Annotated in this window: 21 protein-coding genes and 1 pseudogene; 15 read left to right on the plus strand and 7 right to left on the minus strand. The window is 72.4% G+C overall.

Translation table 11 applies throughout. From position 1 onward, the window contains the following. The first annotated feature begins 31 nt into the window (after nucleotides 1-31). Nucleotides 32-640, plus strand: coding sequence for a TetR/AcrR family transcriptional regulator (locus tag BJ993_RS11330; protein ID WP_179648880.1), 609 nt, complete (start codon nucleotides 32-34; stop codon nucleotides 638-640). 11 nt (nucleotides 641-651) lie between these two features. Here the strand turns inward: BJ993_RS11330 and BJ993_RS11335 are convergent, their stop codons facing one another. The 6 genes and pseudogenes from BJ993_RS11335 to BJ993_RS11360 all read right to left on the minus strand — a co-directional run. Then, on the minus strand, nucleotides 652-1362 hold the full coding sequence (locus BJ993_RS11335; protein WP_218864679.1) for an alpha/beta fold hydrolase: 711 nt from the start codon (nucleotides 1360-1362) through the stop codon (nucleotides 652-654). Further along, nucleotides 1359-1769 carry an SCP2 sterol-binding domain-containing protein gene (locus BJ993_RS11340; RefSeq protein ID WP_179648881.1) on the minus strand — a complete coding sequence of 137 codons (411 nt, stop codon included), beginning with the start codon at nucleotides 1767-1769 and terminating at the stop codon, nucleotides 1359-1361. Before BJ993_RS11340 ends, BJ993_RS11335 begins: the two co-directional genes overlap by 4 nt. A gap of 42 nt (nucleotides 1770-1811) precedes the next feature. Continuing rightward, nucleotides 1812-3212 carry an aldehyde dehydrogenase family protein gene (locus tag BJ993_RS11345; RefSeq protein ID WP_179648882.1) on the minus strand — a complete coding sequence of 467 codons (1401 nt, stop codon included), beginning with the start codon at nucleotides 3210-3212 and terminating at the stop codon, nucleotides 1812-1814. A gap of 13 nt (nucleotides 3213-3225) precedes the next feature. Beyond that, a complete protein-coding gene (locus BJ993_RS11350; RefSeq protein WP_179648883.1) occupies nucleotides 3226-4053 on the minus strand; it encodes an SDR family oxidoreductase in 828 nt (275 codons plus the stop codon). Between the two features lie 7 nt (nucleotides 4054-4060). After that, nucleotides 4061-5359: a wax ester/triacylglycerol synthase domain-containing protein gene (locus tag BJ993_RS11355; RefSeq protein ID WP_179648884.1), complete on the minus strand. Its 1299-nt coding sequence runs from the start codon at nucleotides 5357-5359 to the stop codon at nucleotides 4061-4063. 7 nt (nucleotides 5360-5366) lie between these two features. Beyond that, nucleotides 5367-6329 (minus strand): annotated as a pseudogene (locus tag BJ993_RS11360) (PDR/VanB family oxidoreductase); the annotation flags it as partial. A gap of 147 nt (nucleotides 6330-6476) precedes the next feature. On the opposite strand from BJ993_RS11360, the gene BJ993_RS11365 reads away from it, so the two are divergent. From BJ993_RS11365 to BJ993_RS11430, 14 genes are all read left to right on the plus strand, one after another. Continuing rightward, nucleotides 6477-7769: a cytochrome P450 gene (locus BJ993_RS11365; RefSeq protein WP_179648886.1), complete on the plus strand. Its 1293-nt coding sequence runs from the start codon at nucleotides 6477-6479 to the stop codon at nucleotides 7767-7769. Nucleotides 7770-7790: 21 nt separating this feature from the next. Beyond that, nucleotides 7791-9341: an acyl-CoA synthetase gene (locus tag BJ993_RS11370; protein WP_179648887.1), complete on the plus strand. Its 1551-nt coding sequence runs from the start codon at nucleotides 7791-7793 to the stop codon at nucleotides 9339-9341. Between the two features lie 25 nt (nucleotides 9342-9366). Then, nucleotides 9367-9918, plus strand: coding sequence for a TetR/AcrR family transcriptional regulator (locus BJ993_RS11375; protein ID WP_036543595.1), 552 nt, complete (start codon nucleotides 9367-9369; stop codon nucleotides 9916-9918). A 173-nt stretch (nucleotides 9919-10091) separates the two neighbouring features. Beyond that, a complete protein-coding gene (locus BJ993_RS11380; RefSeq protein WP_179648888.1) occupies nucleotides 10092-11864 on the plus strand; it encodes a GMC oxidoreductase in 1773 nt (590 codons plus the stop codon). Continuing rightward, a complete protein-coding gene (locus BJ993_RS11385; protein ID WP_257026863.1) occupies nucleotides 11861-12721 on the plus strand; it encodes an MlaE family ABC transporter permease in 861 nt (286 codons plus the stop codon). The genes BJ993_RS11380 and BJ993_RS11385 overlap by 4 nt, the downstream gene beginning before the upstream one ends. Nucleotides 12722-12728: 7 nt before the next feature. After that, nucleotides 12729-13547, plus strand: coding sequence for an MlaE family ABC transporter permease (locus tag BJ993_RS11390; protein WP_242530442.1), 819 nt, complete (start codon nucleotides 12729-12731; stop codon nucleotides 13545-13547). 7 nt (nucleotides 13548-13554) lie between these two features. Next, entirely contained in the window at nucleotides 13555-14745 is a 1191-nt protein-coding gene (locus BJ993_RS11395) for an MCE family protein (RefSeq protein ID WP_179648889.1), read from the plus strand. Next, entirely contained in the window at nucleotides 14742-15797 is a 1056-nt protein-coding gene (locus BJ993_RS11400) for an MCE family protein (protein ID WP_179648890.1), read from the plus strand. The genes BJ993_RS11395 and BJ993_RS11400 overlap by 4 nt, the downstream gene beginning before the upstream one ends. Further along, the gene (locus BJ993_RS11405; protein WP_179648891.1) at nucleotides 15794-16786 is read left to right on the plus strand and encodes an MCE family protein; all 993 of its coding nucleotides are present in this window, start codon (nucleotides 15794-15796) and stop codon (nucleotides 16784-16786) included. The genes BJ993_RS11400 and BJ993_RS11405 overlap by 4 nt, the downstream gene beginning before the upstream one ends. After that, nucleotides 16783-17856 (plus strand): MCE family protein, encoded by a 1074-nt coding sequence (locus BJ993_RS11410; protein WP_179648892.1) that lies wholly within the window; start codon nucleotides 16783-16785, stop codon nucleotides 17854-17856. The genes BJ993_RS11405 and BJ993_RS11410 overlap by 4 nt, the downstream gene beginning before the upstream one ends. Then, nucleotides 17853-19133, plus strand: a complete 1281-nt coding sequence (locus tag BJ993_RS11415) for an MlaD family protein (RefSeq protein ID WP_179648893.1) — start codon at nucleotides 17853-17855, stop codon at nucleotides 19131-19133. The genes BJ993_RS11410 and BJ993_RS11415 overlap by 4 nt, the downstream gene beginning before the upstream one ends. Nucleotides 19134-19141: 8 nt before the next feature. After that, entirely contained in the window at nucleotides 19142-20491 is a 1350-nt protein-coding gene (locus BJ993_RS11420) for an MCE family protein (RefSeq protein ID WP_179648894.1), read from the plus strand. A 1-nt stretch (nucleotide 20492) separates the two neighbouring features. Further along, nucleotides 20493-21011: an Rv1363c family protein gene (locus tag BJ993_RS11425; RefSeq protein ID WP_179648895.1), complete on the plus strand. Its 519-nt coding sequence runs from the start codon at nucleotides 20493-20495 to the stop codon at nucleotides 21009-21011. Then, nucleotides 21008-21604: an Rv1363c family protein gene (locus BJ993_RS11430; protein WP_179648896.1), complete on the plus strand. Its 597-nt coding sequence runs from the start codon at nucleotides 21008-21010 to the stop codon at nucleotides 21602-21604. Before BJ993_RS11425 ends, BJ993_RS11430 begins: the two co-directional genes overlap by 4 nt. A gap of 166 nt (nucleotides 21605-21770) precedes the next feature. On the opposite strand, the gene BJ993_RS11435 is transcribed toward BJ993_RS11430, so the two are convergent. After that, nucleotides 21771-22361 (minus strand): GNAT family N-acetyltransferase, encoded by a 591-nt coding sequence (locus BJ993_RS11435; protein ID WP_179648897.1) that lies wholly within the window; start codon nucleotides 22359-22361, stop codon nucleotides 21771-21773. Nucleotides 22362-22572: the final 211 nt, after the last annotated feature.

Genomic DNA, 22572 nt, shown 5'->3' on the forward strand with positions numbered 1-22572 from the left:
GGCCGCCGTGGCGGTGCGCGAGGATGGCCCCATGGCAGCGACCCCCCGCCCCTACGGCGGCATCAGCGCGGCCGAGCGCCAGTCGACCCGCCGGGCGCGGCTGCTCGAGGCCTGCCGCGACCTCGTCGGCCGCGAGGGCGTGGCCGGCGTGACGGTCGAGGCCGTGTGCGGCGAGGCATCGCTGGGCAAGCGGTACTTCTACGAGAGCTTCGCGACGCGCGACGAGCTGCTCCTCGCCGTCGCCGACGCCTTCTTCGTCGGCCTCCGCTCGCGGATGGAGGAGGCGCTCGCCGGTGTCGACCCCGCCGAGCGGCCGGTCGTGGTCGTCCGCACCCTCGTCGGTGCCCTGCGCGAGGACCAGCGCGAGGCGCGCCTGTACGTCGAGAGCCCGGCCGTGCCCGTGCTCGCCGCCCGCCGGGAGCAGGCCGTCGCCGACTACGCGGCGTTCGTGGCCGAGGTCGTGCTGCCCGACCCGCCGCCCGAGCAGCACGCGATCGTGCGCCGCCGGCTCGCCAGCCGCCTGCTGGTCGCGGGCACGACCGACCTCGTGACCAGCTGGCTCGCGGGGGACGTCGAGGGCGACGTCGACGACGTCGTCGACGCGATCGTCGCGGTCGGCCGGGGCGTCCTCTCCGCCTGAGCGGGGTCCGCCTAGGGGCTCGTCACCTCGAGGATCGTCCGCGCCACCAGACTGGGATCGTCGGTCATCGGCACGTGCCCGACGCCGCGCAGCCGGACCAGCTCCGCGCCCGGCACCAGCGTGCGGAACACCACGCCGTGGTGGCGCCACGGGATGGTGCGGTCGTGCAGCGGCCACGCGATCCGCGCGGGCACGCCGCCCACGTCGAAGGGCGCCAGCGGACCGTGCTGCTCCATCCAGCGCACCAGCGGCGGGAGCGCGGTGCAGGCGCGGGCGTCGGCGAGCAGCGGCGACAGTCGGGCAGCGCCCGGCAGCCGCGAGATGCCCGCGATCAACCGCAGCTTCGCCAGCAGCAGGTGGTACGACGGCCGCCCCGTCCAGGTGCCGGCAGGGGAGAACGCCACCACCGACGATGCCCGCCCGCGCCGCGCGAGCTCGAGGGCCAGCCACCCGCCGAGCGAGTTGCCGACGACGTGGGCCCGCTCCCAGCCCGCGGCGTCCATTCGCTCCTCGACCGCCTCGACCAGCGGACCGATCCCGATCCGGCCGGCCGGCCACGCCGGTCCGCCGCGGTGGCCGGCCAGCGTCGGTGCGAGCACCTCGTGGTGGGCCTGCAATCCGGCGAGCACGGGCTGCCACGCGTGCCACGACATGAACAGCCCGTGCAGCAGCACCAGCGGCGGACCGGAGCCTCCGCGGAAGGCGGGGCCGGTCGGGGTCACGCGATCAGGTCCGCCCGTCCGTCGGCGGCCAGCGTGGCGACGTACCGCTGCTGGATCGGCTTGGCGCTGGGCAGCAGCGCGATCAGCTTCGGCAGCGCGCCGCCGAGCTTGATCTGGCCGCGCGCGACGGCGAGCGGGACGCTGACCTTGCCCTGCCAGAACCGGTTGGCGGTGTCGGCGGTCAGGCCGAGGGTCATGTTCGCCTCGGGAGCCCCACTGTCGCTGTCGCCGGTGTGGATGGTCTGGTTGACGAGGTCGACGGTCATCACCAGTTCGGGCTCGGTGACGTCCATCCGCAGCACCAGCCCGGACTTCGCGAGCGCGGGACTGATCTCCGGGTCGTCGAAGCCCGCCTGGAAGACGCTGGCGAGGTAGTGCGTGGCGTCGGCGGTGTCGGTGAAGGGCATGGCGGTTCTCCTCGGTTTAGGGGGGGCGTTCGGGGACGGGGATCAGAAGATGAGGCGGAGCAGGCGCCGGGTGAGCGGTCCGTAGGGCGGGTAGACGACGCGCGGGTCGATCCGGGCCGATCGCGCGAGGTGCGCCTTGCGGTGGCTGAAGGCCTCGAAGCCCCAGCGCCCGTGGTAGGCGCCCATCCCGCTGTTGCCGACGCCGCCGAACGGCAGCTCCGGGCAGAGCACGTGCATCGCGGCGTGGTTGGTGACCACCGCCCCGGCCGGCACCTCGGCGCGGAAGAGTCGCTCCTCCTCGCCCGACTCGCTGAAGAGGTACGCCGCCAGCGGCTTCGGTCCCGCGTTGACCCGCTCCACGGCCTCGGTCACCGAGTCGACCGTCACGACCGGCAGGATCGGCCCGAAGATCTCCTCCTGCATCAGCGCCGCGTCGGCGGCCGGGTCGAGCACGACGGTGAGGTCGTGCCGCCGGTCGGCGGGAGCGGAGCCACCGCCGAGCAGGATCTCGCCGCCGTGGCCCTCGAGCAGGCCGGCGAGCCGGGCGGCGTGCCGCGCGGTGACGATCGGCAGGTCGCGCCCGCCCCTGCCGTCGGGCGCCATGTCGCGGAAGGCCCGCAGCAGGGCGGCGACGAACTCGTCGCGCACGGAGCGCTCGACGAGCACGTAGTCGGGCGCGATGCAGGTCTGGCCGGAGTTGAGCAGCTTGGTCCACGCGATCCGGCGCGCGGCGACGTCGACCACGGCGTCGGACGAGACCACCGCGGGGCACTTGCCGCCGAGCTCCAGGGTGACCGGCGTGAGGTGCGGCGCGGCAGCGGCCATCACGGCCTTGCCGATCTCCGGGCCGCCGGTGAAGAAGGCGTGGTCGACACCCTGCGCGAGCACGCCCTGGGTGACCTCGGGACCGCCGTTGAGCACGGTGAAGGCGTCGGGGTCGAGGTACCGCGGCACCAGCCGGGCGAGGGCGTCGGCGACGGCCGGCGCGTGCTCGGACGGCTTGAGGACGGCGCAGTTGCCGGCCGCGATCGCTCCGACGAGGGGTCCGAGGGTGAGGTAGACCGGGTAGTTCCAGGGCCCGATGACCAGCACCACCCCGAGCGGCTCGAAGTCGAACCATGCCCGGCCCGGTCGCTGCGAGAGGGGCAGGCCCACCCGCTGCGGCCGACGCCACCGCGCGAGCTTCCTCAGCGCGAAGCGCACCTCCGCCAGGGTCGGTGCGATGTCGCCGAGGAAGCTGTCGTTCGCGGGCCGGCCGAGGTCGGCGAGCAGGGCGGCGGCGAGCTCGGCCTCGTTGTCGACGAGGAGCCGCTCCAGGCCGCGCAGCTGGGCGAGCCGCCACTCGTCGGGCCGGGTGCGTCCGGCGCGGAAGGTGGCGCGCAGCCGGGCCACCTCGGTGACCTCGAGCGCGCCGTCCGGGGTGGTGGCGATGGATGTCGTCATGGCAGGACCCCCTTCAGGACTGGCTGATCCGGTCGTCGTAGCCCGCGCGCTGGCCACGGTCGAAGTGCAGGAAGGTGTCGTAGGCGCCGAGCCGGCGGCTCATCGCGTCGCGCAGGCGTCGGCCCAGCAGTGGCTGGGTCCGCAGCAGCGGGCCGATCATCCGGGGCACGAAGACGTCCTTGCGCCGGTGCACGATGGCCTCCGCGATCGCCGCCGCCACGTCCTCGGGCTGCACGACCGGGACCAGCCGGGTCGCGGTCGTGCCGGCGATCAGCTCGGTGTTGGTGAAGTGCGGCATCACGCAGGTGAAGTCGACCCCCGTGCCGTCGTACTCGACCCGCGCGGTCTCGGTCAGCGCCACCACCGCGGACTTCGTGGCGCAGTAGGCGATCCCACCCGGGACCGGGGTGCGCCCGGCGGTCGACGCGACGTTGACGACGTGCCCCGAGCCGCGCTCGACCATGGCGGGCAGCGCGAGCTGCAACCCGTTGAGGCAGCCGAGGACGTTGACGTCGAGCGCCCGGCGCAGCGTGGCGGGCGACTGCTCGACGAGCGGGCCGATCGGCATGATGCCGGCGTTGTTGACGAGCACGTCGAGCGGCCCGTCGACGGTCGCCGCCTCGAGGAAGGCGGCGTACGACGCGTGGTCGGCCACGTCCAGCGCGAGCCCGGCGACGTCCGGCCCGATGGAGGCGGCCGCAGCGGCCGCGATGTCGCCGTCGAGGTCGCCGACGACGACGGTGGCACCCCGATCGTGGAGCAACCGGGCGGTGGCCAGGCCGATGCCGCGCGCGGCTCCGGTGACGGCGATCCGCCGGCCGGCCAGGGAGTTGGTGGTCATCGATTCCTCATCTCTCGGGGGTGGGGTCGGCGGTGCTGAAGGCGGCGAGGAGGTCGTCGGCCGCCGCCCGGATGTCGTCGACGAGCCGGGTGCCGTCGGGCAGGCGGCGTGGGTCGGTGGTGACGGAGAAGGTGAGCCGGCCGGCGTAGCTGAGAACCGCCACGGTCAGCGCGTGCCTGCGGGTGAGCGGGGTGGCCCCGAGGATCAGCTCGAGCTCGCGGCCCAGGAAGTGCACCGGCACCGGCGGGCCGGGCACGTTGGTGACGGTCAGGTTGAACAACCCGGCCCGGAGCTGCAGGACGCGGTTGAGGACACCGGCCAGCGGCGCCGGCGCCAGGCCCAGCGCCGACATCAGCGTCGCCGTGGTCGACGGCTGGTGGCCGCGCACGGCCTCGGTGGAGGAGCGCTGGACGAGCGCCAGGCGCTCCCGGGCGGTCATCACCCCGACGGGCAGCGCCGGGTAGGTCATCGCGATCTGGTTGCCGAGCCGGCCGCGGTCGTCACTGGCGCGCCGGTTCACCGGGACGAACGCGTGCACCCGGTCGACCTCCTCGCCGCGCCGGTGGAGGTAGCGCTCGAGCCCGCCGGCCACGACCGTCAGCACCACGGTGTTGAGGCTGGCCTCGGCGGCCTGCTGCACCGCCCGGAGGTCGTCGAGCGGGAGCGTCGCGTAGCGCGTGCGCCGGGTGGGACCGGACGGGCCCGCGTTGAGCGCCGAGCGTGGCGCCTGGCCGAGCATGGCGAGGGTCCCGCCGACCCGGTGGCGCAGCGACGTGCCGGCGCGGGCGGCGGCGGGCCGCGACGTCCCGACGGGCCGCGCCACCACGGGCAGCGGGTCCACCAGCGCCCCGAAGATGTCCATGATCGACAGGCCGTCGACCATGCAGTGGTGCACCTTCAGCGAGATCGCGAAGCCGGCGCCGACGCCCTCGACCAGGCCCAGCTCCCACACCGGCCGGCGCAGGTCGAGCGGCGCGGTCGTCAGCTGGTCGATGTGCGCCTCGACCTCGGCCTCCCCGCCGGGAGCGGGGAGTGCGACGTGTGAGAGGTGGTAGTCGAGGTCGAAGGCCGCGTCCTCCACCCAGCGCGGACGACCGAGCCCGAGGACCGAGCCCGCCAGCCGCTGCCGGAAGCGGGGCAGGTCGAGGAGGCGCCCCGCGACGGCGGCCCGGAAGTCGTCGTACGACGGCGCGGGGCCCTCGAAGAGCAGCATGCCGGCGAGCTGCATCCGGTTCTCCGCGTCCTCGACCTGGAGGAAGGCCGCGTCGAGGGCGCTGAGCCGCTGGCTGGCGGGTCGGCCGGTCATCCCCGGCTCACAGGTCCAGCACGAGGCGGTCGGAGCAGGCCCGCGAGACGCACGGCATGAAGCAGCCCTCGGCGCGGTCGTCGTCGCCGAGCACCGAGTCGCGGTGGTCGGGCTCGCCGTCGAGCACGACGGTCTCGCAGGTGCCGCACACGCCCTCGCTGCACGAGCGCACGACGAACACGCCCTCCGCGGTGGCGACGTCGAGGATCGAGACGCCGGCGGGCACGGTCGCGGTCACGCCGGAACGGGCGAACTCGACCTCGAACTCGGTGTCGACCGTGTCCGGGTCGACGGCCCGCGGCGCGAACCGCTCGAGGTGGAGGCTGCCGGCCGGCCAGCTCGCGCAGTGCTGCTCGACCGCGTCGAGCAGGACCTCCGGGCCGCAGCAGTAGACCGCGGTGTCCTCGCGCGGGGTGCCGAGCACGGAGGCCAGGTCGAGCAGGCCGTCGGTGTCGGCGGGCTGCACCCTCACCCGGTCGCCGTACGACGCCAGCTCGGCCAGGTAGGCCATGGACGCCCGGCTGCGACCGCCGTACAGCAGGTGCCAGTCGGCGCCTGCGGCCTCGGCGGCGCGGACCATGGCGAGGATCGGGGTGATCCCGATGCCGCCGGCGATGAACTGGTAGCGGGGCGCCTCGACGAGCGGGAAATGGTTGCGGGGGCCGCGGACCTGCAGCGTGGTGCCGACCGCCAGCTCGTCGTGGACGTAGGCGGAGCCACCGCGGCCGTCGGTCTCGCGCAGCACGGCGACCCGCAGGTAGCGCCGGTCGGCGGGGTCGCCGCACAGGGAGTACTGGCGGGCCAGGTCGGGGCCGAGCAGGAGGTCGACGTGGGCGCCCGGTCCCCACGGCGGCAGCGTCGAGCGCGCCTTGAGGACCAGCTCGACGACGCCCTCGGAGAGCGGGCGCTTCTCCTCGAGGGTGAGGGTCAGGTTGAGCTCGGTGCTGGGCTGGACGGCCGGCGGGGCCGGGGCAGTGGTGGTCACGGTTGCTCCTCTCAGGGGCTGCTCGTGAGACATAACATAAGTTACATTACAATCCTCCTGTCAAGGGGTTGACGGATCCCGACGCAGATGTAATGTAAGTCGTATTACATTTGACTCGAGGAGGTGGCTCCCATGCCGACCCTTGCTCCGAACAGCGTCTCCGCGACTCCCGCCGGCGCCCGCCCGCACGACCCGATCGAGCTCTCGAGCGAGTCCTTCTGGGCGCAGACCGCCCGCCAGCGCGACGAGTCCTTCGCCGTGCTGCGCCGCGAGCGACCGGTCTCCTGGCAGCCGCCGGCGTACGGCTCCCTCATGCCGGACCCCGACGACACCGGCTACTGGGCCGTCGTCGCGCACGAGGACGTCGTCGCCGTCAGCAAGGCCCACGACGTCTTCTCCTCCGCGCCCGAGAACGGCGGCGTGATGTTCGAGGACGTCCCGGCGCCGCTGCTCGAGGAGACCCAGTCGATCCTCGCCATGGACGAGCCCCGGCACGGGATCACCCGCAAGCTGGTGCACGCCGCGTTCAGCCCGCGCCAGATCCGCCGGATCGAGGAGCAGATCAGGCAGCAGGCCGGGGCGATCGTGACCGACTTCCTCACCGAGGGGCCGCGCGACTTCGTCGAGCAGGTCTCGATGCGGTTGCCGCTGTGGACCATCTCCGGGATGCTCGGCGTGCCCGACGACCTGCGCGAGCGCATGGTCAAGGCGGTGGACGACATGGTCGGCCACAACGACCCCGAGTACATCGGCGAGTCCGGCGACCCGTTCACCTGCCTGCTCGGCGGCATCGCCGAGCTGCACGACATCGCGCAGACCCTGATCGACGCCCGCCGCTCGCACCCCACCGACGACCTGATCAGCGACCTGGTCGCCGCCGAGATCGACGGCCACCGGCTCACCGACGACGACATCCGGTCCTACTTCTGCCTGCTCGCCATCGCCGGCAACGACACGACCCGCAACACCACGAGCCACGGGATGAAGGCGCTCAGCGACCACCCCGACCAGAAGGCCCTGCTGACGGAGAACTTCGACCGCGCCATCCCCGGCGCGATCGAGGAGTTCGTGCGCTGGGGCAGCCCGGTGATGACCTTCCGTCGTACCGCCACGGTCGACGCGGTCGTCGGCGGCGTCGACGTGGCGGCCGGCGAGAAGGTCGTCCTGTTCTACTCCTCGGCCAACCGCGACGAGTCCGTCTTCGTGGACCCGTGGCGCTTCGACATCACGCGCAATCCCAACCCCCACGTGGGGTTCGGGGGCGGCGGGCCGCACTACTGCCTCGGCAACCACGTCGCCCGGCTGCAGCTGCGGGCGCTCTTCCGCGAGCTGCTGACCCGCGTCCCGACGCTGGAGCTCGGCGAGCCGGAGCTGGTCGGCGGCCACTTCATGCACGCCGTCAAGCGGATGCCCTGCACCTTCTGAGCCCCTGAGGAGTCCACACCGATGTATCCCGGCACCCACGCCCGGACCACCCCGGACAAGCCGGCCGTCGTGATGGCCGGCAGCGGCCGGGTCGTCACGTACGCCGAGCTCGACGACGGCTCGCGACGGCTGGCCGTCGCGCTGCACGACCTCGGGCTGCGCCGCGGCGACGTCGTCGCGATGCTCAGCGACAACGCCGCCGAGTGCTTCACCCTCTACTGGGCGGCGCTGCGCTCGGGCCTCTACCTGACGGCGATCAACCACCACCTGACCGCGGGCGAGGCGGCGTACATCGTCGACGACTGCGACGCCCGGGTCCTCATTGCGTCCGGCCGGCTGGCCGGCCTGGCGGCCGAAGTGCGGGCGCAGGCGCCACGAGTCGAGCACGCCGTCGCCTTCGGCGGCGCCGTCGACGGCTTCGGCTCGTACGACGACCTGCTCGCCTCCGCCGGCGAACGGCAGCTCGACGAGCAGCCGCGCGGCAGCGACATGCTCTACTCCTCGGGCACGACCGGCCGGCCCAAGGGGGTCAAGCCGCCGCTGCTGCCGATCGCCGTCGACGAGCCCGGCGACCCGCTGACCGGCCTCGCCGGCGCCGCCTTCGGCTTCGGCCCCGACGACGTCTACCTCTCGCCCGCGCCGATCTACCACGCGGCGCCGCTGCGCTGGTGCGGCGTCGTGCACGCCCACGGCGGGACGGTCGTGGTGATGGAGCGCTTCGACGCCGTCGAGGCACTGGCCGCGATCGAGTGGCACCGGGTCACGATCACGCAGATGGTGCCGACGATGTTCGTGCGGCTGCTCCAGCTCGACGAGGCCGACCGGGCGGCGTACGACGTCGGGAGCCTGCGGCTCGCGATCCACGCGGCCGCGCCCTGCCCGGTCGACGTGAAGCAGGCGATGGTCGAGTGGTGGGGGCCGATCCTGGTCGAGTACTACTCCTCGACCGAGAGCGCCGGACTGACCCTGATCACCACGCCCGAGTGGCTCGAGCGCCGGGGCTCCGTGGGCCGCAGCATGTTCGGCCCGGTGCACATCTGCGACGAGTCGGGCGCCGAGGTCCCGGCGGGCGAGGTGGGCGCGGTGTACTTCGAGCGCGAGGTGCGGCCCTTCGAGTACCACAAGGACCCCGACAAGACCCGCGCCGCCGAGCACCCCGAGCACCCGACCTGGACCACGGTCGGCGACCTCGGCCGGGTCGACGAGGACGGCTACCTCTACCTGACCGACCGCAAGTCCTTCATGATCATCTCCGGCGGCGTGAACATCTACCCGCAGGAGGTCGAGGACGCGCTCACCCTCCACCCCGCCGTGTACGACGTCGCGGTGATCGGTGTGCCGGACCCGGAGATGGGCGAGCAGGTGAAGGCCGTCGTCCAGCTCCGCGCGGGCGTCACCGGCACCGACGAGCTGGCCGCCGAGCTGGTCGGTCACGTCAGGGAGCGGCTGGCGTCGTACAAGGCGCCGCGGAGCGTGGACTTCGTCGACGACCTGCCGCGCACGCCGACGGGCAAGCTGGTGAAGCGGACCCTGGTCGAGCACTACCGCGCGCTCGCCGGCGCGGGCGCCTAGGTCGAGGTCGGGATAGCGTTGCGCCGTGCGACTGCTGGTGACCCGCGACGACTACTTCGCCTCGGCGATGGACCTGCTCGCGACCGAGGGCGCGGGCCGGCTGAAGATCGCCGTGCTCTGCAAGCGGCTGAAGGTCACCACGGGCTCCTTCTACGGCTACTTCGGCAGCTTGGACGGCTTCGTCGAGCAGTTCCTCGAGTACTGGGAGGAGGAGCAGACCAACCGCATCGAGCGGCTGGTGGCGGCCTCCGAGGACCCGCTCGAGCGGGTGCTGGTGATGAAGAGGCTCGTGGCCACGGTCCCGCACGCGGCCGAGGCGGCGATCCGCGGGTGGGCGCACACGAACGCCGCGGTCGACGTCGTGCAGAAGCGGGTCGACGAGCACCGGGTCCGGGCGCTGCAGGACGTGCTCGCCTCCGTCATCCCGGACGCCGCGGAGGCGCACCGGCTCGCCGTCATGGGCATCACGCTGCTCGTCGGCCTGCAGCAGTGGCGCTCGCCGGTCACCCCGGCCGACTTCGACCTCGTCTTCGACAGCTACGAGCAGATGGTGCTCGCCCGGGTCGCTCGCGGCTGATCCCCCGCGGGCCGCGCCTGTCGAGCCCGTTGTGCAGCCGGACAATCCGTCCGGCGAGCGTTGGACCTTCGCCACGAGCCTGTGACGGTCGTCTCCCGGTCTCATGGACCTCCACCGGAGATGGCGTCCGAGCAGGGGGACGTCGCCCGGCCAGCTCCGAAGGATGTGCCGCCGTGGCCCAGACGCGTGCCGACCACGACTACGACGTCCTCGTCGTCGGATCGGGCTTCGGCGGCTCGGTGACCGCCCTCCGGCTCACCGAGAAGGGCTACCGGGTCGGCGTCCTGGAGGCCGGCCGCCGGTTCGCGGACGAGGAGTTCGCCAAGACCTCCTGGGACGTGCGGAGGTTCCTCTACGCGCCGCGCCTGGGCTGCTTCGGCATCCAGCGGATCCGGCTGCTGCGCGACGTCGTCGTGCTCGCCGGCGCGGGCGTCGGCGGCGGGTCGCTCGTCTACGCGAACACCCTCTACGAGCCGGCGTCCGACGCGTTCTACAACGACCCCCAGTGGCGGCACATCACGGACTGGAAGGCCGAGCTGGCGCCGTACTACGACCAGGCGAAGCGGATGCTCGGCGTCGTCCAGAACCCCACCGTCACCGCCTCCGACGAGATCATGAAGGAGGTGGCCGACGAGATGGGCGTCGGCCACACCTACCGCCCCACCCCGATCGGCGTGTGCTTCGGCGCCGGCGGCGAGAAGCAGCCCGGCGCCGCCGTCCCGGACCCCTATTTCGGCGGAGCCGGCCCCGAGCGGCGCGGCTGCATCGAGTGCGGCGAGTGCATGACGGGCTGTCGCCACAACGCGAAGAACACGCTGCTCAAGAACTACCTCCACCTCGCCGAGAAGGCCGGTGCGGAGGTGGTCGAGCGGACCACGGTCGACGCGATCACGCCCCGCCCCGACGGTGGGTACGACGTCACGACCCACCGCTCGGGCCGCTCGGCCCGCCGCAAGCAGGTCCTCAGCGCCGGCCAGGTCGTCCTGGCCGCCGGCACCTGGGGCACCCAGGAGCTGCTGCACGGCATGCGCCGCTCGGGCGACCTGCCCGGGCTCTCGGACCGGCTCGGGTTCCTCACCCGCACCAACTCCGAGGCGCTGTGCGCGTCGAGCACGAAGATGCGCAACAAGGGCTCCTACGACTTCCACCACGGTGTCGCGATCACCTCGTCGATCCACCCCGACCCGGTGACCCACGTGGAGCCGGTCCGCTACGGCAAGGGCTCGGGCCTGATGGGCATGCTGCTCACGGTCATGACCGACGGCGGCGGCCGCACCCCGCGGTGGCTGCGCTGGATCGGGCAGGCGCTGCGCCACCCGCTCCTTCTGCTGTCCTGCCTGGGCGGCCTCGGCAGCTGGCCGGAGCGCACGATCATCGCGCTGGTCATGCAGACCAGCGACAACTCGATCACCGTCCGGCCCAAGCGCGGCCGCGCCGGCAAGCGGGCGCGGCTGACGTCGGAGCAGGGCCACGGCGAGCCGAACCCGACCTGGATCCCGGCAGGCAACGAGGTGGTCCGCAAGATCAGCGAGCGGATCGACGGCGGCTCGTACTCCACGGTCGGCGAGATCTTCAACATCCCCATGACGGCGCACTTCCTCGGCGGCTGCGCGATCGGGGAGAGCGCCGGGACCGGCGTGATCGACCCCTACCACCGGGTCCACGGCCACCCCGGGCTCCACGTCGTCGACGGCGCCGCGATCTCGGCCAACCTAGGCGTCAACCCGAGCCTGACGATCACGGCGCAGGCCGAGCGGGCCATGTCGCTGTGGCCCAACAAGGGCGAGCCGGACCAGCGTCCGGCGCCCGGCGCCGCCTACCAGCGGCTCTCGCCGGTGGCGCCCGTGCGCCCGGCCGTCCCGCCGACCGCGCCCGCGGCGCTGCGCCTCCCGCTGTACGTCGTCCCGAGCCCGGCCACGAAGCAAGCAACGGAGGCCACCGCATGACCCTCGCTCCCGAGCGTCCCGTCGAACCGAAGGGCGCCGGCCCGGCCGGCATGTCCCCGGGCTCGCGGAAGATGGCCGACGACGCGCTGCGCGGCACGCTGCCGTTCAAGGCGCTGTCGACCTTCGGCGACTTCTACACCTTCGTCGGCAAGGTCTTCCGGACTATGTTCACGACGCGCTTCCGGTTCGCGGAGTTCATCTCGCAGGCCTGGTTCGTGACCACGGTGTCCTTCGGCCCGGCGCTGCTGGTCTCGATCCCGTTCTGCGTCGTGATCATCTTCCAGGTCAACCAGCTGCTCATCCAGATCGGTGCGGTCGACCTCGCCGGCGCGGGTGCGGCGGTCGCGGTCGTCCGCGAGATCGGGCCCATCGTGTCGGTGCTCGTCGTCGCCGGTGCCGGGGCGACCGCCATCTGCGCGGACCTCGGCTCCCGCAAGATCCGCGAGGAGATCGACGCGATGGTGACCCTCGGGATCGACCCGATCGAGCGCCTCGTCGTACCGCGGATCGTGGCGTCGACCCTCGTCGGCGTGGCGCTCAACGGCATGGTGACCGTGGTCGGGCTCGTCGGCGGCTACTTCTTCTCGGTCGTGCTGCAAGGGGCCACACCAGGGCTCTACCTGTCGGACCTGACCCTGCTCGTCGGCCTCCCCGACTTCCTCGCCTCCGAGGCGAAAGCCGCGATCTTCGGCCTGCTGGCCGGCCTGACGGCCTGCTATCTCGGGCTCAACGCCAAGGGCGGCCCGAAGGGCGTGGGCGAGGCCGTCAACCAGACCGTCGTCTTCGCGTTCATGCTGCTCTTCGCCGCCAACAGCGTGATCAGCGCCCTGTTCCTCCAGATCAAGCTGGGAGCGTGAGGTAGTCGTGCCCATCAAGCAGCTCGCCAGGCCGACCACGGCCCTGCGCAACCTGGGTGACCAGCTGAGCTTCCACGGTGACGCCTACTCGCACATGCCGCGGGTCATGAGGCACTACCCGAAGGAGGTCGTGCGGCTGCTGGCCGAGGTCTCCCTCGGCACCGGTGCGCTCGCGCTCATCGGCGGCACGGTGCTGGTGATCGGCTTCCTCACCGCCGCCTCCGGGATCGAGGTCGGCCTGCAGGCCTACACGTCCTTCGACAACATCGGCGTCTCGACGCTCTCGGGCTTCTTCTCGGCGTACTTCAACACCCGCGAGGTCGCGCCGATCATCGCCGGCATCGCACTCACCGCGACCGTCGGCGCGGGCTTCACCGCGCAGATCGGCGCCATGCGGGTGAGCGAGGAGATCGACGCGCTCGAGGTGATGGCGGTGCACCCGGTGCCCTTCCTGGTCACCACGCGGATCATCGCCGGGATCATCGCGGTCGTCCCGCTGTTCGCCATCGCGCTGATGATGTGCTGGCTGGCGACGTACCTCGTCGTGACGGTCGGCTACGACCAGGCGCCGGGCACGTACCTGCACTACTTCGACACCTTCCTCATCCCGAGCGACCTCTTCCTCGCGATCATCAAGGTCGCGTTGATGGCGCTCGTGATCGTGTCGATCTGCTGCTACCACGGCTTCCGCGCGTCCGGCGGTCCGGCCGGCGTGGGCAAGGCGGTCGGCAAGGCGGTCCGCTCCGCGCTGATCTGCACGATGTTCATCGACCTGATCTTCGCGATCGCGATCTGGGGTGGGCCGTCGGTCCACATCGCGGGGTGAGCGGCCGATGAGCACCTCCTCCGCGGGCCACGCGCACAGGATCGACCGTCAGGTCGTCTACGGCTTCGTCTTCCTCGCCCTCATCGTCGCGCTCATCGCCGGCACGATCGCGAAGTACCGCGGCGCCTTCGCGGACACCGTCGAGGTCACCGTCCAGGCCGACCGCGCCGGGCTGACCCTCGCGTCCGGGGCGCCGATCAAGCTGCGCGGCGTCGAGATCGGCACCGTCAGCGACATCGAGACCGACGGCAGGCAGGTCACGATCACCCTCGAGATCGACAAGGACAAGGTCGACCGGGTGCCGGCCGACGTCACGGCGCAGATCGTGCCGCCGACCGCCTTCGGCGCGAAGTACGTCCAGCTCACGCCGGCGAAGGAGGGCGGCCCCACGATCGAGGCCGGCGCGGTCATCCCCGCCGACAAGGTGACCGTCGAGGTCGACGAGGCGTTCGAGAACCTCACCAAGGTCCTCGACGTCGCGCGGCCCGCCGAGGTCAACTCGGCGCTCACGGCGGTGGCCGGTGCCCTCGACCAGCGCGGCCGGCTGATCGGCGACCTGATCTCGCAGACCGACGCCTATCTCGTCTCCTTCAACCCGTCCCTGCGCACGCTCAGCGCCGACCTGCGGGTTGCCGACGACGTCGCCGACGTGTACGACGTCGCGCGGCCCGACCTCGTCGCGGCGCTCAGCCAGGCGGGCACCGTCTCGCAGACGCTGGTGCGCCAGCAGGCGTCGCTGCGGGCGCTCGAGCGCAGCCTCACGGGCTTCAGCGACGAGGCGGACTCGCTGCTCCGCAGCTCGCAGCAGGGACTCGTCACGACGCTCGAGCTGCTGGGCCCGGTGACCGAGGTGCTCGATCGGTACTCGCCCGAGCTGCCGTGCCTCGTGCTCGGCCTGGCCCGGACCAACGAGCTGGCGGAGGCGGCCGTGGGTGGTACGCACCACGGCATCACCACGATCACGCGGATCGTGCCCGGTCGGGACCCGTACACCTACCAGGAGAACCTGCCGCTCGTCGGCGACGACCGCGGCCCCGCCTGCTACGGGCTGCCGGTCATCAGCGCGAAGGAGGCGGCCCAGCAGCCGCCGCGCTTCCGCACCGGCGCCAACCCGTACGTCGGCCCGCAGCCCACGCCCGACCAGGCAGTCCTCGACACCCTGCTCGGCCTGATCAAGGGAGGGACGCAGCTCCGATGAGCCGTGCAGACCGGATCAGCCCGGAGAAGCGCCGCGAGCGCAACGACCTGATCAAGTTCAGCGCCTTCCTCGCGATGGCGGCCGCGTTCACCCTGTGGGTCGCCGCCGTCACCGGCGAGGTCCGGCCCGGCGACCGCGAGGACTACAAGGCCGTCTTCAACGACGTGTCCGGCCTCGCGGTCGGCGACGAGGTGCGGATCGCCGGCGTCGACGTCGGGAAGGTCCGCGAGATCGACGTCCAGCCCGACAACACGGTGCTGGTCACCTTCGACGTCCGCAAGGGACAGCGGCTGACGACCGGGACGCACGCGACGATCCAGTACCGCAACCTGATCGGCGACCGGGTGATCCAGCTGACCCGCGGCGAGGAGGACTCGGGGGAGACGCTCGCCGTCGGCGGCACGCTCCCCGCGGCCCAGACCGCCTCCGCGCTCGACCTCGACACCCTGCTCAACGGCTTCAAGCCGCTGTTCGCCGGGCTCAGCCCGACCCAGGTCAACGAGCTGTCCGGGCAGCTGGTGCAGGTGCTGCAGGGCCAGCAGTCCTCGGTGGCGACGCTCGTCGACAGCGTCGCGTCCTTCACGACCACCATCGGCAACCGCGAGGAGCTGATCGGCCAGGTGGTCCGCAACCTCAACAGCGTGCTCGGCACGGTCGACGACCGGAGGGCGACCGTCGGGCTGCTGCTCGACCGCCTCGACGCCCTGCTCACCGGGCTCGACAGGCAGGACACGCAGGTGCTCGACGCGGCGGCGCGGATCAGCGGCTTCGCCGACCGTACGGCGACGCTCGTCGCCCGGGCGAGGGGCGACCTCCGCTCGGACCTCCAGGGCCTGGCGGTCACCGCCCGCGGGCTCAACAAGCGCCGCGACACCCTCGACGCGCTGGTCAAGAAGCTCCCGAGCCACTACGAGACGCTGCAGAACACCGCGTCGTACGGCAACTTCTTCAACTTCTACCTCTGCGGGGTCCGCATCCAGACCGGCCTGTCGGCCGACCAGCCGGTCCTCACCCCCTGGATCTACTCCGACGCCCCGAGGTGCCAGCGATGAGCCGCGACATCACCCCCGACCGCCTCGCGGTCCGCGGCATCATCGGCACCCTCGTCCTGGTGCTCGCCGTGATGGCCGCGATGAACATCAACAAGCTGCCGCTGATCGGCAACAACGACGTCATCGAGGTCGACTTCGCCGAGGCCGGCGGCCTCAAGGGCGGCGACGCCGTGATGATCTCCGGCGCCCAGGTCGGCAAGGTCCGCGAGGTCGGCATCGACGGCGACCACGTCACCGCCGAGATCGTGCTCACCGACGACTCGGTGAAGCTCGGCGACCTCACCGAGGCGCGGATCATCACGATCACCCTCCTCGGCCGGGCCGCGGTCGAGCTCGAGCCGCGCGGCAGCGGTGACCTGCAGGCCGGTGACACGATCCCGGTCGAGCGGACGTCGTCGCCGTACAACCTGACCGCGACGCTCAACGAGCTGACCGAGACCACCGCCGAGATCGACAAGTCGCAGCTCGCCGCGGCGCTCGACCAGGCGTCGAGGACGCTCAACGCCAGCAGCCCCGACCTCGGTCCCGCGCTCGAGGGCATCACCGCCCTGTCCCGGGCGGTCTCCTCCAACGACGACGAGCTGCGCTCGCTGCTCGCCCACGCCAACGGGGTCACCGAGGTGCTGGCCGGCCGCGACGAGCAGATCGCCTCACTGCTCGGCTCCGGCCGCTCGCTGCTCACCGAGCTCGACGCCCGGCAGAAGGTCGTCACGAACCTGCTGTCCAGCGCCCGTGAGCTGTCGACGGCGCTGCGGACGCTGCTGAAGGACACCGACGACGTCCTCGGCCCGGCGCTCGACGAGCTGGACGGCGTGGTGGGCCTGCTGAACAGGAACCGGAAGAACCTGCAGGCGACGATCACCGGACTGCGCGGCTACGCGACCGCGTTCGGCGAGGCGGTCTCCACCGGGCCGTGGTTCGACGCCTACATCCAGAACCTCACCTCGCCCGCGACCCTCGCCCCGATCATCTCCGGAGTGATGCCATGAACACCCTCGTCACGGGCCGCCGCATCGTGACCCTCCTCGTCGTCGCGGCCGTCGCGCTCGGCCTCCTCGCGTGGAACCGCGACACCAGCAGTACGACGGTGCACGCGATGTTCTCCAGCGCCGAGGGGCTCAACAAGGGCGACGACGTGAAGGTGCTCGGCGTCCGCGTCGGTGAGATCACCGGCATCGAGAACAAGCCCGAGGGCGTGCTGGTCACCATGACGGTCGACTCCGGCCAGCCGATCCCGGCCGACGCGCACGCCGCGATCGTGTCGCCGAGCCTGGTCAGCGGGCGCTTCGTGCAGTTCGAGCCCGTCTACACCGGCGGCGACGAGCTGGAGGACGGCGCCACGATCGCGCTCGATAAGACGGCCGTGCCGGTGACCTTCGACGACGTCAAGCAGCAGCTGACCGACCTCGCCACCACCCTCGGCCCCGACAAGGGCAAGCGGAACGGCCCCCTCGCCGACGCCATCACCGCGATCGAGAAGGGCCTGCGCGACGGCAACTCGACCGACCTGCGGCAGGCGATCACCGAGCTGCAGGGCGCCGCGACCGCGCTGTCCGACGGCCGCTCCGACCTGTTCAGCACGATCCGCAACCTCAACACCTTCACGAAGAACCTCGCCCTCAACGACGCCGCCCTGCGCGGCGTCACCACCGAGCTCGACGACGTGAGCGGCGTGCTGGCGGCCAACCGCAGCAACCTGAGCGGCGCGATCCGCGACCTGGCCGCGGTCCTGCCCGTCGTGGAGAAGTACTTCAGGAAGCACCGTGGCCGGATCAGGGAGTCGGTCACCGACCTGAACACGCTCGCGGCCACGCTGGCCGACCGGTCCAACGAGCTGGCGGGCATCCTGCACCTCGCACCGCACGCGATCGTCGACCTGAGCAACACGATCGAGCACGAGGCCATCACCGGACGCGCGACGCTCAGTGGCCTGGACAGCGCCGCTCAGCTCCTCTGCGGAGCGGTCCTCGGTGCGGGTGGGACCAGCGAGCAGTGCACGCAGGCCCTCCAGCCGTTGCTCGGCCTGCTCGGACTCGACGACCTGGGGAGCGCGCAGTGAGCACGAAGGGGATGCGGGGCCGTCGTACCCGCGGGGCGGTCGGGGCGCTGCTGGTCGGCGCCGCACTGCTCGGCTCGGGCTGCGACATCCAGCCCAACGACAACACGCTGCCCGGCCAGGTCGCCGTCGGCGACGACGGCTACACCGTCACGGTCCACTTCGACCAGATCGAGAACCTGGTGCCGAACTCGACGGTCCAGAAGGACAACGTCGTGATCGGCACGGTCGGCGAGATCGACGTCGAGGGCTGGGAGGCGGTCGTCCAGCTGCACCTGCTCGAGGACGTGCCGCTCCCGAGGGACGCCATCTTCTCGATCGGACAGAAGACCCTCCTCGGCGCGCAGTACGTCGAGGTGTCGGTGCCCGGCTCGGGCGACGGCCGCTCCGACGTCGGCGCCGACGAGGTCGCGCTCGCCGCCGCCGACACCGGTGCGACCGGTCCGGTGCTCGGTGAGGGCGACGTGATCGGCGTGGAGCAGACCGGCACCTACCCGGCGACCGAGCAGGTCCTCGGCGCGGTCGCGCTGCTGCTCAACAACGGCGGCCTCTCCCAGATCAGCACGATCACCGGCGAGCTCTCCACCGCGCTGCGTGACAGGGTCCCGGACACCCGCGGCCTGATCCGTCACGCCAACGAGCTGCTGGCCGTCCTCGACGCCAACAAGGGCGAGATCGTGTCGGCGCTGGAGTCGCTCAACAGCCTGTCCGCGGGGCTCCGCAAGGACGAGACGACGATCGCCACGGCGATCGACCGGATCACGCCCGGGCTCGAGGTGCTCGAGACCGAGCGGGCGCGGCTGGTCAAGGCGCTCACCCATGCCGGCCGGGCGGGCGACCGCGCGGTCCGTGTCGTCGACGCCAGCGAGAGCGCGCTGCTCGCCAACCTGGACGCGCTCGGGCCGATCCTCAGGAACCTCGGCGAGGTCAGCGAGACCCTGCCGGACGCGCTGAAGATCGGCATCACCATGCCCTTCCCCGCCATGACGACCTCGGACGCCGTCCGCGGCGACTACGCCAACCTGTTCGCCACCCTCGACCTCACCACGACGGCGCTGTCGGGCACCTGGCTGGGCGGCGTCGCACCTGCCCTGCAGGCCGGCGACCCGGTCGAGAACCCGCTCGCCGAAGTGCCGGACGGTGCCGCCGCCGAGGGCAGCGACGGGGACCACGGCTCCGACGGTGCGGCTCCGTCCGACAGCGACGAGCCGGCGACCCCGGCACCGACCGACGAGCCGACGAAGAACGGCTGCCTGCTCTCGATCCTGGGCCTCTGTTAGGAACGCCGATGCTGCTCACACCCCTCATCAAGCGCCAGCTGCGCATCTTCGCGGTCCTCGCGACGCTCGCCCTCGGCCTCGCGTTCATCCACTACGCCCGGGTCCCCGCGATGCTCGGCGTCGGCGTGTACGACGTCACGGTCGACTTCGAGGACGCCAGCGGCCTCTACCCGAAGGCCGCGGTGACCTACCGGGGCGTCAACGTCGGCCAGGTCTCCGACTTCGACGTCACCGACAGCGGGGCCGTCGCGACCCTGCGCATCGACAACGGCACCGACATCCCCGCCGGCGTCTCCGCCGAGCTGCACAGCACGTCCGCCATCGGTGAGCAGTACGTCGACCTGGTGGACCCGTCCGGCAAGGACACGGGCAAGGACACGAGCAGTGGCGAGCTCCTCGCCGACGGCGCCGCGATCCCGCGCGAGCGGGCGGTCGGGATGCCCCAGATCACGCCCGTGCTCGACTCCCTCAACCGGCTCCTCGAGTCGGTGCCGAAGAAGGAGACGAAGGCCGTCCTGGACCAGGTCGACGAGGGCCTGGGCGGGTCCGGGCCCGAGCTCAGCGAGCTCGTCGACTCCTCCGGCAGGCTGCTGACCGAGGCGCAGGCGGAGATCGACGCGACCACGTCCCTGATCTCCGCGCTGGAGCCGGTCCTCGGCACCCAGGCCGACCTCGCGCCGGAGACGCAGGGCTACGCCGACTCCCTCGACAAGGTCACCGCCGCGCTGGCGAAGGGCGACAGCGCCGACCTGCGCGCCCTGCTGGAGCGGGCGCCCGGCGGGCTCGACGCGGCGACCGCGACGGTCACCGACCTGCAGCCGGTGCTGCCGATGATGCTCGCCAACCTGACGACCAACGCGCAGGTGCTCAACACCTACCTGCCACACGTCCGGCAGATCCTCGTGGTCTACCCCTCCGAGGTCGCCCGTGCCCTCACCGTGCTGCAGCCGCGGGCCGGCCAGGGCGACGTACAGCTCGACCTGCGCGGGGCGCTCAACAACCCGCCGTCGTGCCAGTCGGGCTATCTCGCGCCGACGCAGCGACGCAGCCCGCGGGTCACGACCACCCGCAAGGTCGACCGGCTCGCGCACTGCGAGGCGCCGGTGGACAGCCCGGTCGGCGTCCGGGGCGCGCGGAACGCGCCCTGCCCGCAGTCCAGCGCGCGCGGACCGCTCCCGGCGGCCTGCGGCCTGACCTTCCGCGGCGGGGTGTGGCCCGCCTCCAGCGGCACGGTCGCCTACGACCTGGCGGTCGGGCGCGGCGACGACACCGCCGCCAAGGACGTGACGACAGGCAGGTCGGCGAAGGCCGACGACCTCTGGAAGATCCTCGTGCTCGCACCCCTGGAGGCGAACTGACATGACCAGCCTGACCCGCGAGCGCCGCAGGATCGCGCTCCCCTCGATCAGTCGCGGCCTGGTGGCGACGACGCTCCTGGTGCTGGCGCTGCTGGCCCTCGCCGGCTGGCGTGGCCTGGCCTGGCAGGACGCCCGCGACCGGATCGCCGACGAGAACGCCGCGGCGGCGGCCGCCAGCGCCGAGGTCGAGGGCCTGATCGACATCAGCGGCGCCACCTCCGACGCCGACATGGCGAAGCTGCTCGACGGCGCCACCGCCGACTTCCGCTCCGAGCTCGAGGCCCAGGCGGACCGCCTGCAGAAGGCGCTCGCCGCCAACAAGGTCAAGGCCACCGGCGAGGCGGTCTCCACCGGCGTCGTGAAGCTGGACGGCGACAGGGCGACCGTGATCGTCGCAGCCACCGGCACCGTGCAGAACAAGAGCACCAAGGCCGCCGAGCCGCGCAACTACCGGCTGAAGATCGACCTGGTCAGGAGCGACGGCGACTGGCTCGTCTCGGGACTGGAGTTCGTGGCATGACCACCCTGACGAACCTGACGAACCCGACGAACGTGACGAAGGAGAGCGCCGTGGGCGACGGGACCACCGCGGACGGCGCGGTGCAGGACGGAGGGCCGGCCGGGAGGACGGCGACCAGCGCGGGTCGGGGGGCCCGCCTGGTCGCCGTGGGAGCCGTCCTGCTCGCCGCGGCCGCGGCCCTCCTCCTGGGCGTCCAGGCCCACCGGGCCGCCGCCGAGGCGGACGCCCGCACGGACGCCCTCGCCGCGGCCCGGGAGCGGGTGCCCGAGCTGCTCGGCTACGACAGCGCCACGCTCGACGAGGACCTCGCCGACGCGCTCGCCCAGACGACGGGAAAGTTCACCTCCGACTACGGCGCGATCCTCGACGACGTCGTGAAGCCGCAGGCGAAGGCGCGCCGGATCAGCACGGTGGCGCGGGTGAGCGCGGCCGGCGTGGTCCGCGGCGACGCCGACCGGGTCGTCGTACTCCTGTTCCTGACGCAGACCACGACCAGCGGCGGCGACGGCGAGACCGTCGCCGGCAGCCGGGTCGAGGTGACCATGGAGCGGGCCGGGGACGACTGGAAGATCGCCGGCCTCCGCCCGGTGTGACCCGGTCGTCGAGGAGGTCGCGCAGCGACTGCCCGGTCGTCGAGGAGGTCGCGCAGCGACTGCCCGGTCGTCGAGGAGGTCGCGCAGCGACTGTCACGAGACGCCTAGCTCCGGTGCACCCGCTGTGCCCATCACCCCGCCACACCACCCGGTCCGTGCGCCGGCCTCAGTCCGGCAGGTTGAACTCCACCTGCGCGAGCAGCGGGTCGCGCAGGCCGGTGGCGTCGTGCTCCCACCACACGTCGCGATAGACCACCCGCCCGGTCATCCACGGCTCGTGCCCCGGCAGAGCGACGACCTGGAAGGCCGGGCGGGGGATCCGCGGTGAGGGCGCCTCGATGCCGTACGACGACGCGGGCTGCCACCCGTGCCGGGCGTAGTAGCCGGGGTCGCCCTCGAGGACGACGACCGGTGCGCCGAGCCGCGCGGCCTCCTCGACCGCGGCCGCGAGCAGGGCCGCGCCGATGCCGGTGCGCTGGCGGTCCGGGGCGACGCTGAGCGGACTGAGCACCAGGATGTCGAGCAGCTCGGAGCGGGCGTCGAGCCAGCCGTGGCTGAGCCCGACGTGCCCCACGACCTCGTCGCCGTCGACGGCGACCAGCTGCGCCCGGTCGAGCCCGCGCGCCACGACGTCGGCCCACAGGTCGACGATCGCGCTGCCCTCGTCCCCGAACGCCGCCGCGATGACGGCAGCCGCCCCGCCTCGGTCCGCCTCGGTCAGGGGTCGCACGGCTGCGGTGCTGGTCGCTGCGCTCATGGGCCCAGCATGCCGGACCGTGGGAGTCGTCGCCCCCGCGTTGCGTCATGCGTTTCGGTCGTCGGGACGGCCGTTTCGTATGACGTCGACGGCGGGGCGACCTCGGCGCCTGTGTTGCGTCATGCGTTTCGGTCGTCGGGACGGCCGGTTCGTATGACGTCGACGGTGGGGCGACCTCGGCGCCTGTGTTGCGTCATGCGTTTCGGTCGTC

The sequence above is a fragment of the Nocardioides aromaticivorans genome (assembly GCF_013408525.1).
GTDB classification, from domain to species: Bacteria; Actinomycetota; Actinomycetes; order Propionibacteriales; family Nocardioidaceae; genus Nocardioides; species Nocardioides aromaticivorans.

What these genes read in the sequence shown, in the direction of transcription:
- BJ993_RS11365 (WP_179648886.1), top strand. Translation starts at nt 6,477, where the DNA reads ATGCCGACCCTTGCTCCGAACAGCGTCTCCGCGACTCCCGCCGGCGCC.
- BJ993_RS11435 (WP_179648897.1), bottom strand. Translation starts at nt 22,361, where the DNA reads ATGAGCGCAGCGACCAGCACCGCAGCCGTGCGACCCCTGACCGAGGCG.
- BJ993_RS11395 (WP_179648889.1), top strand. Translation starts at nt 13,555, where the DNA reads ATGAGCACCTCCTCCGCGGGCCACGCGCACAGGATCGACCGTCAGGTC.
- BJ993_RS11425 (WP_179648895.1), top strand. Translation starts at nt 20,493, where the DNA reads ATGACCAGCCTGACCCGCGAGCGCCGCAGGATCGCGCTCCCCTCGATC.
- BJ993_RS11385 (WP_257026863.1), top strand. Translation starts at nt 11,861, where the DNA reads ATGACCCTCGCTCCCGAGCGTCCCGTCGAACCGAAGGGCGCCGGCCCG.
- BJ993_RS11345 (WP_179648882.1), bottom strand. Translation starts at nt 3,212, where the DNA reads ATGACGACATCCATCGCCACCACCCCGGACGGCGCGCTCGAGGTCACC.
- BJ993_RS11400 (WP_179648890.1), top strand. Translation starts at nt 14,742, where the DNA reads ATGAGCCGTGCAGACCGGATCAGCCCGGAGAAGCGCCGCGAGCGCAAC.
- BJ993_RS11430 (WP_179648896.1), top strand. Translation starts at nt 21,008, where the DNA reads ATGACCACCCTGACGAACCTGACGAACCCGACGAACGTGACGAAGGAG.
- BJ993_RS11330 (WP_179648880.1), top strand. Translation starts at nt 32, where the DNA reads ATGGCAGCGACCCCCCGCCCCTACGGCGGCATCAGCGCGGCCGAGCGC.
- BJ993_RS11355 (WP_179648884.1), bottom strand. Translation starts at nt 5,359, where the DNA reads ATGACCGGCCGACCCGCCAGCCAGCGGCTCAGCGCCCTCGACGCGGCC.
- BJ993_RS11405 (WP_179648891.1), top strand. Translation starts at nt 15,794, where the DNA reads ATGAGCCGCGACATCACCCCCGACCGCCTCGCGGTCCGCGGCATCATC.
- BJ993_RS11340 (WP_179648881.1), bottom strand. Translation starts at nt 1,769, where the DNA reads ATGCCCTTCACCGACACCGCCGACGCCACGCACTACCTCGCCAGCGTC.
- BJ993_RS11350 (WP_179648883.1), bottom strand. Translation starts at nt 4,053, where the DNA reads ATGACCACCAACTCCCTGGCCGGCCGGCGGATCGCCGTCACCGGAGCC.
- BJ993_RS11420 (WP_179648894.1), top strand. Translation starts at nt 19,142, where the DNA reads ATGCTGCTCACACCCCTCATCAAGCGCCAGCTGCGCATCTTCGCGGTC.
- BJ993_RS11370 (WP_179648887.1), top strand. Translation starts at nt 7,791, where the DNA reads ATGTATCCCGGCACCCACGCCCGGACCACCCCGGACAAGCCGGCCGTC.
- BJ993_RS11410 (WP_179648892.1), top strand. Translation starts at nt 16,783, where the DNA reads ATGAACACCCTCGTCACGGGCCGCCGCATCGTGACCCTCCTCGTCGTC.